Origin of the sequence: Mesorhizobium sp. C372A (assembly GCF_030323245.1) — a bacterium.
Lineage (GTDB): Bacteria > Pseudomonadota > Alphaproteobacteria > Rhizobiales > Rhizobiaceae > Mesorhizobium.
Genome location: NZ_CP100475.1, coordinates 1,020,606 through 1,036,755 on the forward strand (window position 1 = coordinate 1,020,606; position 16,150 = coordinate 1,036,755).

At 64.6% G+C, this 16,150-nt stretch carries 10 protein-coding genes and 1 pseudogene; 6 read left to right on the top strand and 5 right to left on the bottom strand.

Annotated features, from left to right (window positions below; genetic code table 11):
• Window positions 1-957 (bottom strand): N-acetylmuramic acid 6-phosphate etherase, encoded by a 957-nt coding sequence (locus NLY42_RS04740; RefSeq protein ID WP_023696935.1) that lies wholly within the window; start codon window positions 955-957, stop codon window positions 1-3.
• A 199-nt stretch (window positions 958-1,156) separates the two neighbouring features.
• Here NLY42_RS04740 and NLY42_RS04745 point away from each other — a divergent pair, with 199 nt between their 5' ends.
• The 6 genes and pseudogenes from NLY42_RS04745 to NLY42_RS04770 all read left to right on the top strand — a co-directional run bounded on the left by NLY42_RS04745 (window position 1,157) and on the right by NLY42_RS04770 (window position 8,260).
• Window positions 1,157-2,035: a glucosamine kinase nucleotide-binding domain-containing protein gene (locus NLY42_RS04745; RefSeq protein ID WP_023668846.1), complete on the top strand. Its 879-nt coding sequence runs from the start codon at window positions 1,157-1,159 to the stop codon at window positions 2,033-2,035.
• Entirely contained in the window at window positions 2,032-2,814 is a 783-nt protein-coding gene (locus NLY42_RS04750) for a GntR family transcriptional regulator (protein ID WP_023732576.1), read from the top strand. Before NLY42_RS04745 ends, NLY42_RS04750 begins: the two co-directional genes overlap by 4 nt.
• Complete coding sequence (locus tag NLY42_RS04755; protein WP_023694234.1) at window positions 2,811-3,842, top strand: SIS domain-containing protein; 1,032 nt, start codon at window positions 2,811-2,813, stop codon at window positions 3,840-3,842. Before NLY42_RS04750 ends, NLY42_RS04755 begins: the two co-directional genes overlap by 4 nt.
• A complete protein-coding gene (gene nagA, locus NLY42_RS04760) occupies window positions 3,839-5,014 on the top strand; it encodes an N-acetylglucosamine-6-phosphate deacetylase (RefSeq protein ID WP_023732577.1) in 1,176 nt (391 codons plus the stop codon). The genes NLY42_RS04755 and nagA overlap by 4 nt, the downstream gene beginning before the upstream one ends.
• 9 nt (window positions 5,015-5,023) lie before the next feature.
• Window positions 5,024-6,147: pseudogene (locus NLY42_RS04765) on the top strand (NAD(P)/FAD-dependent oxidoreductase).
• A gap of 58 nt (window positions 6,148-6,205) precedes the next feature.
• Window positions 6,206-8,260: an ABC transporter ATP-binding protein/permease gene (locus NLY42_RS04770; protein WP_023707789.1), complete on the top strand. Its 2,055-nt coding sequence runs from the start codon at window positions 6,206-6,208 to the stop codon at window positions 8,258-8,260.
• A 72-nt stretch (window positions 8,261-8,332) separates the two neighbouring features.
• Here the strand turns inward: NLY42_RS04770 and NLY42_RS04775 are convergent, their stop codons facing one another.
• The 4 genes from NLY42_RS04775 to NLY42_RS04790 form a co-directional block, all read right to left on the bottom strand.
• A complete protein-coding gene (locus NLY42_RS04775) occupies window positions 8,333-9,844 on the bottom strand; it encodes a malonate--CoA ligase (RefSeq protein WP_031244859.1) in 1,512 nt (503 codons plus the stop codon).
• Window positions 9,845-10,074: 230 nt separating this feature from the next.
• The gene (locus tag NLY42_RS04780) at window positions 10,075-10,812 is read right to left on the bottom strand and encodes a GntR family transcriptional regulator (RefSeq protein WP_023694237.1); all 738 of its coding nucleotides are present in this window, start codon (window positions 10,810-10,812) and stop codon (window positions 10,075-10,077) included.
• 494 nt (window positions 10,813-11,306) lie between these two features.
• Window positions 11,307-11,984 (bottom strand): ribulose-phosphate 3-epimerase, encoded by a 678-nt coding sequence (gene rpe / locus NLY42_RS04785; protein ID WP_023689949.1) that lies wholly within the window; start codon window positions 11,982-11,984, stop codon window positions 11,307-11,309.
• 303 nt (window positions 11,985-12,287) lie between these two features.
• Window positions 12,288-16,145: a DUF7929 domain-containing protein gene (locus tag NLY42_RS04790; RefSeq protein WP_023755584.1), complete on the bottom strand. Its 3,858-nt coding sequence runs from the start codon at window positions 16,143-16,145 to the stop codon at window positions 12,288-12,290.
• Window positions 16,146-16,150 lie beyond the last annotated feature (5 nt).

Here is a 16,150-nt window from a genome sequence, read left to right on the forward strand (position 1 = left end):
CTAGTCTCCCTGTTGACCTTTTTCAGGTTCGGTTTTGAGAACAGGGGCCTTCGCGCCCTTGTTCCCCTCGATCGCGGAAAGGGCTGGCCGCAGCTTCTGGCCGGTCCCTTCCAGTATCTTCTCGGCCGCAACGGCGTTGGCAGCGCCGGCGGCGAGCAGAATGGCTGTTTTGACGACGCCGCCGCTCGCTTCGAGCAGCCGCACGGCGTCTTGCCGGTCGCGGCCGCTGATAGCGGCGACGATGCGAGCCGCGCGGTCGCGCAGCTTGATGTTGTCGGCGGTGAGATTGACCATGTAGCCGTCATGGACATGGCCGAGATGAATGGCGGTAAGCGTCGACAGCATGTTGAGCGCGATCTTCTGGGCAGTGCCGGCGCCCATGCGCGTCGAGCCGGCAATCACCTCCGGTGGCGTCTCGAGCAGGATGGCGACGTCGGCCAGCCTGAGCAGGGGCGTGTCCTTGTTGTTGGCAATGGCGATGGTTGCCGCGCCCCGGCTGCGCGCATCCTTCAGCGCCTGCACCGCATAGGGCGTCGAGCCGCTGGCCGAAATCGCGATCAGGCAGTCGCCCTTGCCGATGCCGGCGCCGGCAATTGCCGTCGAGGCTTCGTCGGTGTCGTCTTCCGGTCCGCCGGCCAGGGTCTTGAAAGCGTCGTCGCCACCGGCGATGAGGATGGCGATGCGTTCGCGCTTGATGCCGAAGGTGCCGGGCAACTCCAGCGCGTCGGCCAGCGCCATCAGGCCGGAGCTGCCGGCCGCAGCATAGGCGAGCTTGCCGCCGCCGTTCAGCCGCCCGGCGATGATTTCGGCTGCGGCGGCGATGGCGGGAATGGCGTCGCGCACAGCCTTGGCGGCCTCGATCTGCGCATTGACCAAAGAAGAAAGGATGGCGTCCGGGGCCTGGATGTCCAGTCCCTCGGCATTGCTGTGAAGCGCTTCGGTGCGCGGTTCGGCCATCCCTGTCCCTCCGATGGAAGAACAATACCAAAAAAATACCACTTGTCCACACGCATTAACGAAATTGCGAACTGGAAAGCGTTGAGCCAGCAAAATTCCCGGGTTTTTCAACCTGATACGCCTTAATCTTTTTGAAACGGAAATTAATCCCTTGGCTATTGGTATTTTATTGGTATTATCCGCCCGGAGGAGACATCGCGTGAAATTCGTGCTCGGTATCGACGGCGGCGGCACCAGCTGCAGGGCAGCCCTTGCGACAGGCGATGGCGTTGTCATTGGCCGTGCCAAAAGCGGCGCCGCCAACATCCGCACCGATCTCACCGGCGCTCGCACCCACATCGTCGAGGCTGCTCGTCAGGCCTTCATCGCCGCCGGGCAAGATCCGGACCTGATCCCGCAGACACCAGCCATTCTCGGCCTTGCCGGCGCCAATGTCGGCACCTACCGCCAGCAGCTTGAAGCAATCCTGCCGTTCAGCATCAGCCGCGTCGAGACGGACGCCGAGATCGCGCTCGAAGGGGCAGTCGGCTCTGGTGACGGCGCCATGGCCATCCTCGGCACCGGCACCGCCTATATGGCGCGCAAGGGCGGCACGTCGCGCGCCATCGGCGGCTGGGGCTTTCAGGTCGGTGATCAAGGCAGCGGCGCCCGGATCGGCCGCGACCTGCTGGAGCAGACGCTGCTCGCCCATGACGGCGTCCGGCCGCGCTCAGCCCTGACCGACAGCATGATGGCCATTTTCCGCAACAATCCCGAAGACGTGGTCGAGTTCACCACCAATGCCAAGCCCGGCGATTTCGGCGGCTTCGCGCCCAAGGTTTTCGAGCATGCCGAGAAGGGCGACAGCGTCGCCAACTGGATCGTGGACAAGTCGGTTGCCGATGTCGAGGCGTCGCTCCACGCGCTCGACCTCTCTGATGACGCCCCGCTCTGCCTGCTCGGCGGGCTGGCGCCGCTCTATGGGCCGCGCCTTTCCCAGCGCTACCAGGCGCTGCTGAAAGCGCCGCTCGACGATGCCCTGGGCGGCGCCGTGCAGATGGCGGCCCGCATCTTCGTCAAAGCGGAGGCGACGCGATGAGCGATGCCGCCGACCAGATCTTCGCCACGCTGAGGCAGTCGTCGCAGAGCGGCGCCCCGCTCTACCTGCAGCTCAGGAAAAGCATCGAGGACGCCGTCAATCGCGGCCTGATCGGGCCGGGCGATGCGCTGCCTTCCGAGCGCGACATCGCCACCAAGGCCGACATTTCGCGCGTCACCGTCCGCAAGGCGGTGCAGGACCTAGTCAAGGGCGGCATCCTCGTGCAGCGCCACGGCTCCGGCACCTTCGTCGCGCCGCGCATGGAGCGCGTCGAGCAGTCGCTGTCCAGGCTCACTTCATTCACCGAAGACATGGCAAGGCGCGGCATGGCGGTGCGTTCAGCCTGGCTCGATCGCGGCCTCTACGCGCCCTCGCCCGACGAGATGATGGTGCTCGGCCTGTCGTCGAACGAGCTGGTGGCGCGCGTGGCGCGCCTGCGCATCGCAAACGACACGCCGCTGGCCATCGAGCGCGCCTCGTTGTCGGCCAGCGTGCTGCCGGATCCGGCCGGGATAGGCTCGTCACTCTATGCGGCGCTGCAACTGACCGGCAACCGGCCGGTGCGGGCGGTGCAGCGCATTTCCGCCGCCAATCTCGGCGACGCCGATGCGCGTCTGCTCGAAGTGCCATCCGGCATTGCCGGCCTGCACATCGAACGCATTTCCTATCTCGCGAGCGGCAAGGTGATCGAGTTCACCCGCTCCATCTACCGCGGCGACGCCTATGATTTCGTCGCCGAACTGCGCCTGACAGGGCCGAGCGAAGAGGGCCGACCATGATCCCCAAGACCACCCATATGCGGCGCGAGATCGACGAAATTCCGCAAGCCGTCGCGCGTCTGCTCGATGGCTCGGCGGCGGTGCTGACCGAGGCCGGACGCGGCATTCGCGAGCGCGATCCGAGCTTCGTCGTTACCGTCGCGCGCGGTTCGTCCGACCATGCCGCCACCTTCATGAAATATGCCGTCGAACTGACCGCCGGCCTGGCCGTGGCATCGGTCGGTCCGTCGATCGCCTCGATCTACGGCGCCAAGCTCAAGCTCGCCGGTTCCGCTTGCCTCGCCATCTCGCAATCCGGCAAGAGCCCTGACATCGTCACCATGGCCGAGACGGCACGGGCCGGCGGTGCGCTCACCGTCGCCATCACCAACACCGCCGATTCGCCGCTGGCGCGGGCTTCGGATTTTGCCATCGACATTCTGGCCGGCCCCGAGCGCAGCGTCGCGGCGACCAAGACATTCGTCAATTCGGCGGTCGCCGGCCTGGCGCTGATGGCGCATTGCACCGGCGACGACAGACTGCTGGCCGCCCTTGCCCGCCTGCCCGAGCATTTCAGCAAGGCGATCGCCTGCGACTGGATGGCGCTGGCCGGCGCATTGGAGACGCCGCAATCGCTGTTCATCCTCGGCCGTGGCCCGTCGGCAGCGATGGCCGACGAGGCGGCGCTGAAATTCAAGGAGACCTGCGGCATGCATGCCGAGGCCTACAGTGCAGCCGAAGTCATGCACGGCCCGCTGGCGCTGGTCGGGCCAGGCTTCCCGGTGCTGGCGCTCGCCGCCCGCGATGCCTCCGAGCCGTCCGTGGCAGAGGCTGCCGACAACCTTGCCGGCAAGGGTGCAGCAGTTTTTGTAACCTCGGACAAAGCCAAGAGCGCGGCGCGGCTGCCGCATGTCGCCACCGGTCATCCCTTGACCGACCCGCTGACCCTGATCGTCTCCTTCTACGGCTTCGTCGAAGCCTTCGCCCGCCATCGCGGCCTCGATCCGGACGTACCGCGCAATCTGCGCAAGGTGACGGAAACCGTATGAGCGACCGTTTTGCCCTGACTGGCGCCCGAATTTTCGATGGCGACGACTGGCATGATAACGCCGCCCTTGTCGTGCACGGCGATGTGGTCGAAGGCATTCATCCCGTCGGCGCCATTCCGTCGGGCGTTGCCCGCATCGACGCCGGGGGCGGCATGCTGGTGCCGGGTTTTGTCGACCTGCAGGTCAATGGCGGCGGCGGCGTCATGCTCAACGACCATCCCGATGTCGCCTCGCTGGCAACAATCTGCCGGGCGCATGCGCCGTTCGGCACGACCGCACTGCTGCCGACGCTAATCACAGATACGCCTGACATCACCGGCGCGGCCATTGCCGCCGGCACCGAGGCGGCACGGCAAAAACTGCCGGGGTTTCTCGGCCTGCATCTCGAGGGACCGCATCTCTCGGTCGCCCGCAAGGGGGCGCATGACCCGGCTCTGATCCGGCCGATGACGGATGCGGATGAAGCGGCGCTGGTCGCGGCACGCAAAAACCTGCCGGTGCTGCTGACGACGATCGCGCCCGAATCCGTCGAGCCCGCCCGTGTTGCGGCTTTGGCCAAGGCCGGCATCGTCGTCAGCCTCGGCCATTCCGATACCGGCTATGCCACGGCCAGAGCCTTTGCCGACGCGGGCGCCAGCGTGGTCACACATCTGTTCAACGCCATGAGCCAGATCGGCAACCGTGAGCCGGGGCTGGCGGGTGCGGCCATCGACATAGGCAGTCTGTCGGCCGGGATCATTGCCGACGGCATCCATGTCGATCCCGCCACCATGGCAATCGCGCTGCGCGCCAAGCAGGGGCCGGGCAGGATCGTGCTGGTCACCGACGCCATGGCGACGATCGGCACCGACATGACGTCGTTCACCCTTAACGGCCGCATCATCTATCGCAAGGATGGCAGTCTGCGGCTGGCCGACGGCACGCTGGCCGGCGCCGATCTCGATATGATCTCGGCCGTCCGCTACATGCACAGGATCGTCGGGCTGGACCTGTCGGAAGCGTTGCGCATGGCCTCGCTCTATCCGGCGCAGGCGGTCGGCCAGGCCCACCGGCTCGGCCGCTTCGCCAATGGCACGGCTGCCGATATCGTCGCTCTGTCGGACGCCCTCGACGTCAACGGCGTCTGGATCGGCGGCGACAAGGTTTTTGCAGGCGCGGACAGTCCGCGCTAAAGTCCACCCATGCATGATGTCGACTGCGTTGTCGCCGGAGCCGGTGTTGTCGGCCTCGCCATTGCCCGCGCGCTGGCGCTGTCGGGCCGCGAGGTGCTGGTGGTCGAGAAGGCCGCAGCCATCGGCACGGGCACCAGTTCGCGCAATTCGGAAGTCATCCATGCCGGGCTTCATTATACGCCGGGCAGCCTCAAGGCCCGTCTCTGCGTCAACGGCCGCGAGCGTCTCTATGCCTATTGCCGCGAGCACGACGTCGCCCATCATCGCACCGGCAAACTGATCGTTGCCGTCGAACCCGACCAGTTGGACAAACTGCAGGCGATCCAGATCAACGCGGCGCAATGCGGAGTCGGTGACCTCAAGCTTTTGACGCGCGCAGAGGCCGAAAGCCTGGAACCGGCGCTGAGCTGCGCCGGCGCGCTGCTGTCGCCGTCGACCGGCATCGTCGACAACCAGGCGCTGATGCTGTCATTGCGTGGTGACGCGGAAGCGGCCGGCGCATCTTTCGCCTTGCTCACCGGTGTCTCAGGCGCGAGCATCGAAGCCGATGGCATCCGGATTAATACACGCGACGCCGATGGCGAGGGTTTCACCTTGAAGACCGGCGCCTTCATCAACGCCGCCGGCCTCGACGCGCAGGCGCTCGCCGGCCGCATCGAAGGCCTCCCGCAAGACCGTGTTCCGCCGCTGTGGCTGGCGCGCGGCAATTATTTCGCGCTTTCCGGCCGCTCGCCCTTTTCGCGGCTGATCTATCCGGTGCCGGTCCATGGCGGCCTCGGCGTGCACCTGACCTCGACATGTCGGGGAGCGCGCGCTTTGGCCCGGATGTCGAATGGATCGATCGCGTCGACGATACCGTCGATCCCGCACGAGGCGCTGCCTTCTACGACGAAATCAGGCGCTACTGGTCCGGCCTGGCGGACGGCGCCCTGCAACCGGCCTATGCCGGCGTCAGGCCGAAACTGTCCGGTCCGGGCCAGCCGGCCGCCGACTTCGTCATCCAGGGACCGGCTGACCACGGGGGCGGTCAGATCGTCAATCTGTTCGGCATCGAGAGCCCTGGCCTTACCGCCAGCCTCGCCATCGCAGAACATGTCGTTGGGCTTTTATATCCCAATGACGGGCGTTCCTGAAACGTCGGGCAGGCGCATACCATGAAACCTTTTGATATGGAGGTCGTTGTCGGGGCATATGTCCGAGGCGAAACCCAAATCGAAACCGGCCGACGGTGTCGGAGCGCGCGATGCCGCGAAGTCGCGTCGGGAAAAGCCGTCACGGCAAACGCGCGGAGATGGACCGCGCGAGGACACGCCGCGCGAGAAAAAAGCATCGGCCGCCGAAGCCACGTCCGAGCCCGTTGGCGAGGCTGCGCCGCCGCCGGATGCCGTCGAACCCGATCCCAAGCTGACGCCTGAGCAGGCCGAGCAGGCGCGCAAGAAATATCTGCTGCGGCGTTTCTGGATCAGCGGGCGCGGCTATTGGGGGAGGCATGGCGACAAGCTCGCCTGGCCTTTGACGATCGGAGTGCTGCTGCTGATCTGCATCAACATCGGTTTCCAGTATGGCATCAATGTCTGGAACCGCTCGATGTTCGATGCCCTCGAGCAGCGCAACGCCCGCACAGTCTATCTCCTCAGCGCCGTATTCGTGCCGCTGGTGATCTGCAGCGGCAGCCTTGTCGTCGCGCAGGTCTACCTGCGCATGACGATCCAGCGCCGCTGGCGTTCCTGGCTGACCACCGGGGTCGTCGCGCGCTGGCTGGCAAACGGCCGCTACTACCAGCTGAACCTCGTGGGCGGCGACCACCAGAACCCCGAGGCCCGCATGACCGAGGATCTGCGCATCGCCACCGAGTCGCCGGTCGATTTCACCGCCGGCGTCCTCAACGCGTTCCTGTCGGCCTCGACCTTTATCGTCGTGCTGTGGACCATCGGCGGCGCGCTCACCCTGCCGATCGGCGGCGAGAGCATCACCATTCCCGGCTTTCTGGTCATCACCGCGATCATCTATGCCGCCATCACCTCGACCTCGATGGTGGTCATCGGCCGCGATTTCGTCCAGCTCTCCGAGCGGAAGAACCAGGCGGAGGCCGAACTGCGTTACACGCTGACGCGCGTGCGCGAAAACGGCGAGAGCATCGCCTTGCTGGGAGGCGAGGACGAGGAGCGCAGCGGCATCGACAGAAATTTCGGCCACGTGCTGAGGCAATGGGCTCTGCTGACCGGACAGCACATGCGCACGGCGGCGGTGTCGCAGGGATCGAGCCTGTTTGCGCCGGTCGTGCCGATCCTTTTGTGCGCGCCAAAATTCCTCGAAGGCTCGATGACGCTTGGCGAGGTGATGCAGGCGGCGTCTGCCTTTGGCATCGTGCAAGGCGCGTTCGGCTGGCTGGTCGACAACTATCCGCGCCTTGCCGACTGGAACGCCTCCGCGCGGCGCATTGCCTCGCTGATGATGTCGCTAGACGGGCTCGAGCGCGCCGAGCAGAGCGATGCGCTCGGACGCATCAACCGAGGCGAAGCCGAAGACGGCGCCATCCTCAGCCTCGACAATCTTTCCGTGACACTCGACGACGGCACCTCCGTGGTCAAGGAAACCGAGGTCGTGATCGAGCCGGGCGAGCGGGTGCTGGTTTCAGGCGAATCCGGTTCAGGCAAGTCGACGCTGGTGCGGGCCGTCGCGGGCCTGTGGCCATGGGGCGGCGGCAGCGTCAATTTCCACACCGACAGGCGCCTGTTCATGCTGCCGCAACGCCCCTACATCCCTTCCGGAACGCTTCGCCGCGCGGTCGCCTATCCCGCGGCGGCGGACAAGTGGACCATCAAGCAAATCAAGGCTGCCCTCGACAAGGTGGGGCTTGGCTATCTCACCGGCAGGATCAAGGAAGAGGCGCCATGGGACCAGACGCTGTCGGGCGGCGAAAAGCAACGCCTCGCCTTCGCGCGCCTGCTGCTGCATCGCCCCGATATCGTGGTGCTGGATGAAGCGACTTCGGCGCTCGACGAGAAGAGCCAGGACACGATGATGTTGACGGTGATCCGCGAACTGCCTGACGTCACCATCATCAGCGTGGCGCATCGTGCGGAGCTCGAAGCCTTCCACAGCCGCAAGATCACCCTGGAGCGGCGCGAGGGCGGCGCCAAGCTCGTCAGCGACGTCGACCTCATCCCGCGCAAGCGCAAACGCAGCCTGCTGAACCGCGCTTTGTGGGGTTCCAGCACTCGGGTGAAAAAGCCGCGCAGGTAAAAGGCGCCACTGCCGAACCGCGAACAGATGTCCAGGCGAAGCGCTTGGGCAAAGACATTAGCTGGCTATGGATTAGCCGTAGAGACCCTTGTAGGTCTCGCGCAGCAGGTTCTTCTGCACCTTGCCCATCGTGTTGCGCGGCAGCTCATCGACGAAGATCACCTGCTTCGGGTGCTTGTATTTGGCCAGCTGGCCGGCAATGGCGCCAACGATCTCGGCCCCGGTGATCTGCGATGCCGGCGCCCGCACCACGACAGCGGTGACGCCTTCGCCGAAATCGGGATGGGCAATTCCGATGACGGCACTTTCCAAGACGCCGGCAACGGCGTCGATCTCGCTCTCGATCTCCTTGGGATAGATGTTGTAGCCGCCGGAGATAATGAGATCCTTGCCGCGGCCGACGATGTGGACGTAGCCGTCCGCGTCGATGATGCCGAGGTCGCCGGTGATGAAGAAGCCGTCCTTGCGAAACTCCGCCTTGGTTTTTTCCGGCGTGCGCCAATAGCCGGAAAAGACATTCGGACCTTTGACCTCGATCATGCCGACTTCACCCTGGCCAAGCGCATCGCCGCTGTCAGGGTCGGCGATGCGCAGCGAAACGCCGGGCAGCGGGAAGCCGACCGTGCCGGCCCGACGCTCGCCCTCATAGGGGTTCGACGTGTTCATGTTGGTCTCGGTCATGCCGTAGCGCTCGAGAATGGCGTGGCCGGTGCGCTCGCGCCAGGCGTTGTGCGTTTCGGCGAGCAGCGGCGCCGAGCCGGAAACGAACAGGCGGATGTTCTTCGCCGCCTGGGCATCCAGCCCGTCCTGCTGCAGGAGCCTGGTATAGAAGGTCGGCACCCCCATCAGCACTGTCGCGCGGGGCAAGAGCGAGACGATGCGGCCGGCGTCGAATTTCTGCTCGAACAGCATCGAGGCGCCGGCCATCAGGGTGACGTTGGTGGCGACGAACAGGCCGTGCGTGTGGAAGATCGGCAGGGCATGGATCAGCACGTCATCCCCGGTGAAACGCCATTGCTCGACCAGCACGCGCGCATTGGAGGCCAGGTTTTCGTGGCTGAGCATGGCGCCCTTGGAGCGTCCGGTGGTGCCCGATGTGTAAAGGATTGCGGCCAGATCGTTCGGCCCGCGCGCCACGGCGTCGAAATCCGTGGGCTGTTGTGCCGCCAGTTCGGTCAGCGAGCCCTCACCATTGCTGCCAAGCGTGAAGGTGGCAGCACCCGACGCGTGCGCCAACGGCGCGATAGCGCCGGCGCGGGCCGGGTCGCAGACGACCAGCCGCGGCTCGGCATCACCGAAGAAATAGCCGAGTTCGGCCAGCGTGTAGGCGGTGTTGAGCGGCAGGAAGACCGCGCCGGCGCGCAGGCAGGCGAGGTAAAGGAAAATGCATTCAGGGCTTTTTTCGACCTGCACGGCAACGCGGTCGCCCGGCTCGACGCCGAAATGCCTCAGCGCATGTGCCAGCTGTGCCGATTGCGCCAGCATGTCGCCATAGGCGATCGCGCGTCCGTCATCGGTCGCCATCAGGATGCGCTCGGAGGCTGAAATCCGGCTGCGGAACGCGTCGAACAGGTGATTGGTCATGCGCATTCCCTAGAGATGATGCCGAAAAGTGTGAAGCGGTTTTCGGAGGACATCATGCTCTATCCCTTTGATTTAGAGCCGGATGGCCTTGGAACAAAGGAAACGATTTCGCCTCCGTCCGGCAAAAACGTGAAATCGGGTTTGCCGCCGATCAGATGAAGGCAAGCGGACTTGGATAACGGGCGATTTTGGATAGCGGGCGGATTTTGGATAGCGGACCGGAAGCGCTTCTATCTGCGGCTGCGCAGCGCCTTGGTGGCGCTCACGCGTGGATCGCCGCTGTCGTTGAAGCGCTCCATGCACATGGCTGCCGTCAGACGGTAGTGGTTGAGGAGGGCTTCAACGGCGCCGTCGGCATCGCCATCCACCGTGCGCTCCGCAATCAGCCGATGTTCACTGATTTCGTCGCGCTCGCTGCCGTCCTGGGAGATCAGCCGGTAACGGGAGGCCTGATCCGAAAGCTGGTCGCAAAAGCCGGTCAGCCAATGCGAGCGGCAGCCTGCGATCAGTGCCCGATGGAAGGCGCGGTGCAGCTTTTCCCATTCCGGATTGTTCGAGGACGGATCCTCCGGCAAGCGGCGCGGGGCACGCGCCAGGCGATGCAAGGCCAGCACGAGCTGCTCTTCCCATTCGCCGGTGCGGTTGGCAATGGATTCACGCAGCGCCCGCTCTTCCAGCCAGCAGCGGGTGCGCGTCAATTCCTCGAGTTCCGGGGCACTGACCGGCATGATGAAGAAACCGCGCTGGTCGTGGCGGCCGAGCAGGCCTTCCGAAGCAAGTCGGTTGAGGGCCTCGCGAACCGGTGAGGCGCCGGCGCCGTAACGGGAAACCACCCATTCGACACGAAGCTTGCTTTCACTTTCAAACACGCCGCGCAGGAGATCGTCGCGAAGCTGTTGATAGACCGTACTAGCGAGTGTGCTCTTGGGTCCCGCGCCTTCGCTCACATCGGCAGATCCGTAGGTCAATATGACTCCTGTAGCTCTCCCATGCTCCGCTAGCCCGTTCGCGAAGCAAACGATTTCCCCTGTAAATTTACTGTAACTCCTAAGGCATCCGCCCCTCAAGCGAAAGATCACGATATTCGACTTAAAGAGGAAGGTTGACCGCATCTTATCCGCCGGAAGTAACTAAAATCGTGAAAAACTTGTTCTTCTGAAGAAAGTTTGTCTGCCAGCATGGCAGGTGCCCTCGAGAAACAGCTTCGAGATCCCGAATACGGATAATTTTTTCTTAACGCGCGTCATGCCGCCGGATTGACCTCTCCCCGCATGCAGATCCCTTCGGCAGTTATCCACTAGATTTATGGGCCAAAACTAGTGCCGGATGCCGCGATCCTGTCGCTTGCCGCGATGCCCTTGCGGCTGCCACCCGTTGACGGCTTTTTGGGAGATCGAAGGATCAGGCAGGGAGATCAGGCCGAGGAGAACCGACCAGCCGGGAACTTGCCCTGGAACTGATGTCAGCCGGCAGCCCGGTCGGCCGCGGTTCGGATGGCTTCTATATTGGCCCGGTAGGCTTCGACGCTGCCGCCCTTGAAGATGGCGGCGCCCGCCACCAGCACATCGGCACCGGCTGATGTGACCAGGTGGGCGGTTTCCGGCGACACGCCGCCGTCGATCTCGATGCGAATCGGCCGGTTGCCGATCAGCGCTTTCACCCGCTTGACCTTGTCGACCATGGCCGGGATGAAGGCCTGGCCGCCAAAGCCCGGATTGACGGTCATGATCAGGATCAGGTCAAGCCGGTCGAGCACATATTCGATCGCACTTTCCGGCGTCGCCGGATTGAGCGATACGCCAGCCTTCTTGCCGAGATCCTTGATGGTCTGAAGCGAGCGGTCGAGATGCGGTCCGGCCTCGGCATGCACGGTCATGCCGTCGCAGCCGGCATCGGCAAAGGCGGCCAGATAAGGATCGGCCGGCGCAATCATCAAATGGCAGTCGAAAAAGGCCTTGGTGCGGTTGCGGATGGCCTTGATCACCGGCGGGCCGAAGGTGATGTTGGGCACGAAATGCCCGTCCATCACGTCGAGATGAATCCAGTCGGCGCCGGCCGCCGCCACCGCCTCGACCTCGTCGCCGAGCTTCGAGAAATCCGACGCCAGCACCGATGGCGCGATCAGGGTCTTCCTGCTCATGATGCGGCCCCTTTGGGCGCCCTGTTTGCGGGCGCGGCCTTGACGACTGCTAGAGCAATTCCAGGAAAAGTGGGAACGGCTTTCCGTCCGGAATTGCGTGAAAACAAAGAGATAGAGCGGTTCGGCGTTTCCACGAAACGATGAACTGCTCTAGACCATGATCCCGAAAAGGGAAAGTCGGTATTTGCTGCGCCCGGCAGCGGGTTCGGCGAATACCTGGCCGCCCGATCGCCGCAGCGCGCCCAAGGAAAACCCCGCCGGATCGCTCCGACGGGGCTCTGAATTTTGACTCGTATCCAGATCCTATGGCTTGAAGTTGGCCGCCGGATCCCTTTGCGGCTGTACCTGCGTCTGCGGCGTGCGCTTCGGTATGAACTGCTGAAGGACACCTGGATTGAGCAACAGGGTCGGATCGAGCGACGGCTGCTGCCGGATGGCTCTGCAGTTCGGGAACCGACCAACGGTGCCTTCGGGGCAGCGCCGCCTGATGATCGGCACGCACTGGCCGCCGACCATCTGCGAGCCCGGGGCGCAGTCTCCCACCTGCGGCCTCGGCTTGCGGCATGCGCCGTCGATCACCTGGGTGCCGCGCGGGCAAACACACTCGCCGCGCTTGTTGTGCACCTGGCCGCGTATGTCGCACTGTTCCAGCACAGGCTTCTTCTGCCGGCAGGCATTGCCTTGCACCTCGGTACCCCGCGGGCAGACACAATTGCCGTTGGCGTCGTGGACCTGGCCGCGGATCGAGCACTGCTCGGGCTTCGGCCGGATCGGCCGGCAGACCTTGCCCCTGACTTCTGTGCCGTCCGGGCAGACGCAATCGCCATTGGCGTTTTGGATCTGACCACGGATCGAGCATTGTTCAGGCTTTGGCCGGATCGGCCGGCAGGCTCCATTGCGCACCTCTGTCCCACGCGGGCAGACACAATCGCCATCGGCGTCATGAACCTGGCCGCGTATGCCGCACTGCTCGGGCTTCTGCTTGTCGCGCACGCAGGCATTTGCCTGTCGGTCGAGATGCGTACCTTCCGGGCAGTAGCAGCCATTGCCGTCCGACGTCGGGACCGAACCGGGGATGGTGCAGCCAGGCTTGTCGGTCTTGACGCAAGCGCCGTTCTCAAGCTCGGTTCCGCGCGGGCAGACACAGCGTCCATCCTCGGTGCGGATCTGGCCCTTGAGCAGCACGCAGGGCCTCGGATCCTTCGGCTGGATGATGACGCCGCCGTCGGGCGAGCACTGGCCGTTGCGGAACGTCGTGCCTTCCGGACACACGCACCGGCCGGCATCGTTCATGACGAAGCCTGGCGAGCATTCCTTCTTCACCTCGCGCTTGATGGTGAACGGATGGCAGGCATAGGCCTTGCCGCGATCGCCCTGGACGTTGGTCAGGTCGCCGGGCAGTACGTCGCCGCCGCCTTGCACCCTGGTGTCGGGAGACAAGACGCCGACGCAGTTCTGGCCGCTGACGTTGCCCCGCAGATTGACCAAGGGAGCGTCGGGAAGGACCACGGTGACCTTGTGCACATGGCTTTCCCCGGCGCCGAGCGTCAGGTTGGCAATGCAGGTCAACGGCAAGGTCGTCGGTTCGGGCGAGCAGCCAAAGGGCGGTTCGATCGAGGTGATCGCGACGCCTTGCAGCCGCCCCAGGCCGTCCACCCCGATCGCATCGCCGATGCGGACCGGACCGGAGAAGGCGGTCTGGCCATCATTGGTGATGGTGATCTCGAACGAGCAGGGTTGCCCCGGCTGGCACTCGGCATCGCCGGTCTTCTTGACGCTAATGGTGGACGTGCCGCCGCCCTTGGCGCAGGCCTGGCCGATCGGGTAGACGACGTCGTCTCCAGGGGCCGGGCCGTATGAGCCGCGTGCGCAGTTCTCGAACGCGCCATTGGCCAAGACCGTCACGTCGAAGTGCCTGGAGGTTCCGGGCGTCATCGCGGCGCCGGGTATCTGGCATGACAGCGCATTGGCCGGAACCGCTCCGCAGGCCCATTCCGCACCGTCGGGTGTGACGGTCTGGATCTGGACCGGCGCGCCACCCGATATCAGCGTGGCAGCATCGTTGACCCGCACCGGACCGGTGGGGGCAGAGGTGCCAAGGCTGATGACGGTGATGCGGCAGGAAACCACCGCCGCACCGGCGAGCGAGCCATTGCAGACCTTGGTGATGCGTAGGGTCGGCTTGCCGCCATTGGGATGACGGAAGCGTTCCTTGGCGCAGGCCTTGTTGTTGGTGAGGTCGACCTCACCGGGGACGGGCTTCAGCGCCGCGCAGTTCTCGACCGAATCCGACTGGTAGCCGGCCGGCATGACCGCCTTGACGACGATCGGCGTCGAGGCGCCCGGCATCAGCACGATGCCTGCATTGTCGCAGCGGAACTGGCCGGGACCGTTCGGTCCGCATGTCCAGGGCGGAGACGGGCCGAAGGTCGAAGAGGCCGGCGCGCCGCCCGGGTAATTGTCGATAACCGTCAGCGGCCCATTATAGGGGACGCTGCCATTGTTGATGATGTCGATCACGAAGTAGCAGATGCCGTCGGGCGTGCAGACCGGGATGCGGGCACGCTTCTTCAGGATCAGGTCGACCTTCTTGTCGACCGGGGGCCGGCAATCGCGGTCGCGGTCGCCACGCCGGCAGATCGGGATCGAGGCACAGCCGCGATCGTTCTGCTGGCTGCCGAACAGCGGCTTGCCGCTGGCACCGTAGTTATAGGTGGCGCAGTTGCGCAGCGCGCTGCCTTGCCAACCACCCGCCGGCTTGAAGCCGAGCTTGAGGTTGATGGAGGCCCCCGGATTGAGCGTGGTCACCGGATAGGTGCACGTCATCGGGGTCACGCCGGGCATGCATACCCAGGGCGGATTGGGCCCTGAATCCAGAGTCGAGCCGGCCGGCAGCGTCACCTCGTCGAGCACGATCTTGCCGTGATACGGCCCGTCGCCGACATTGGTGACCTTGATGGTGAAGTCGCAGCCGCCGCCCATCGTGCAACGCGTCACGTCGGCGCGTTTCTCGACCTTGAGGTCCGGTTCCTTGTCCTTGGGCGGACATCTCAAGTCACGCGGGATGACGATGTCGATGGTCTGCGTGCAGCATAGTCCCCAGCCCTCCTTCGGGCCGGCATAGGTCTCGATGCCGGTGACGATGAGGTGGATGACGTCGCCGGGCGACGCACCGACGATCTTCCAGTTCAGCACACCGCCGCCCGCCGGCACCAATTGCGTGTCGGGGATGATGGTGATGCCTGGGGTCGTCGTCGACACCTGCACCCACTTGCCGCCCATCTCCGGGCCGACAGGCATGTGGTAGATGAAGGCGCCGCCGCCTTGCACGCAATCGACCGTGCCGCGCTCCACCTTGAAGCATTCCCGGTCGGGAGGCGGAGGCCGCTTGTCACAGTTGGTGAGGTCGATCTTGATCGAGGTCTTCACCCCGGTCTTGAAGTCGCCATCGTCGGGCTTGCCCGGATCCTGCGACGGGATGATGACCCCCGCGCCGACGCCCGGCGTCACCTTGATCACACCCTGATTGTCGACGATGGTCGGCGAAGGAAACGCCGCATGGTCGATCTTGGCGGTGATCTTGAAATTGATGACGCGTTGATTGCCAGCCCCAGCGCCGTCGAGATCGGTGGCGGAAATCCGGAAATCGGAAACCGTCGCCGTATCGTTCGGATTAGCCGAGGTGCTGATTGTCGCACCCGGCAGCGGTCCGCCGGACGCACCCGTGCCGTCGCCGGACACGTTGACGTTGACGATCGCAAGACCGTGCGGAAGCTGATCCTTGAAGTCGAGTTGGAGTTTCTTCAGCCTGGCCGAAAAGCTTGGGTCGGCAAAGCCTTGCGGGTCGCCGCGCAGGCCAAAGCTCAGAGAGTAGACGACGTAGTCGCAGCTCCTCTGTGTGCCTGTTTTGGTGAAGAACGGCACGATCCGTTCCGGCCTCGGATTGACGATTTTTGAATTGTCGAGGTCGAGCCGCAGTTCCGGAGTGATCGGGACTGCATCTTCGGCGTGGCTTGCCACAGGGGTGAACATGGCGACCGCGATACCGGCCGCCATCAGCCAGCGCGCGCCGCGCCTGGCATATGACAGGGGTTTCATGATGGTCTCCATGACGTTGGATTGACTGCTCTTCGCGGTCGGGGAAAGTGCGAGATTTTTCATCTTCC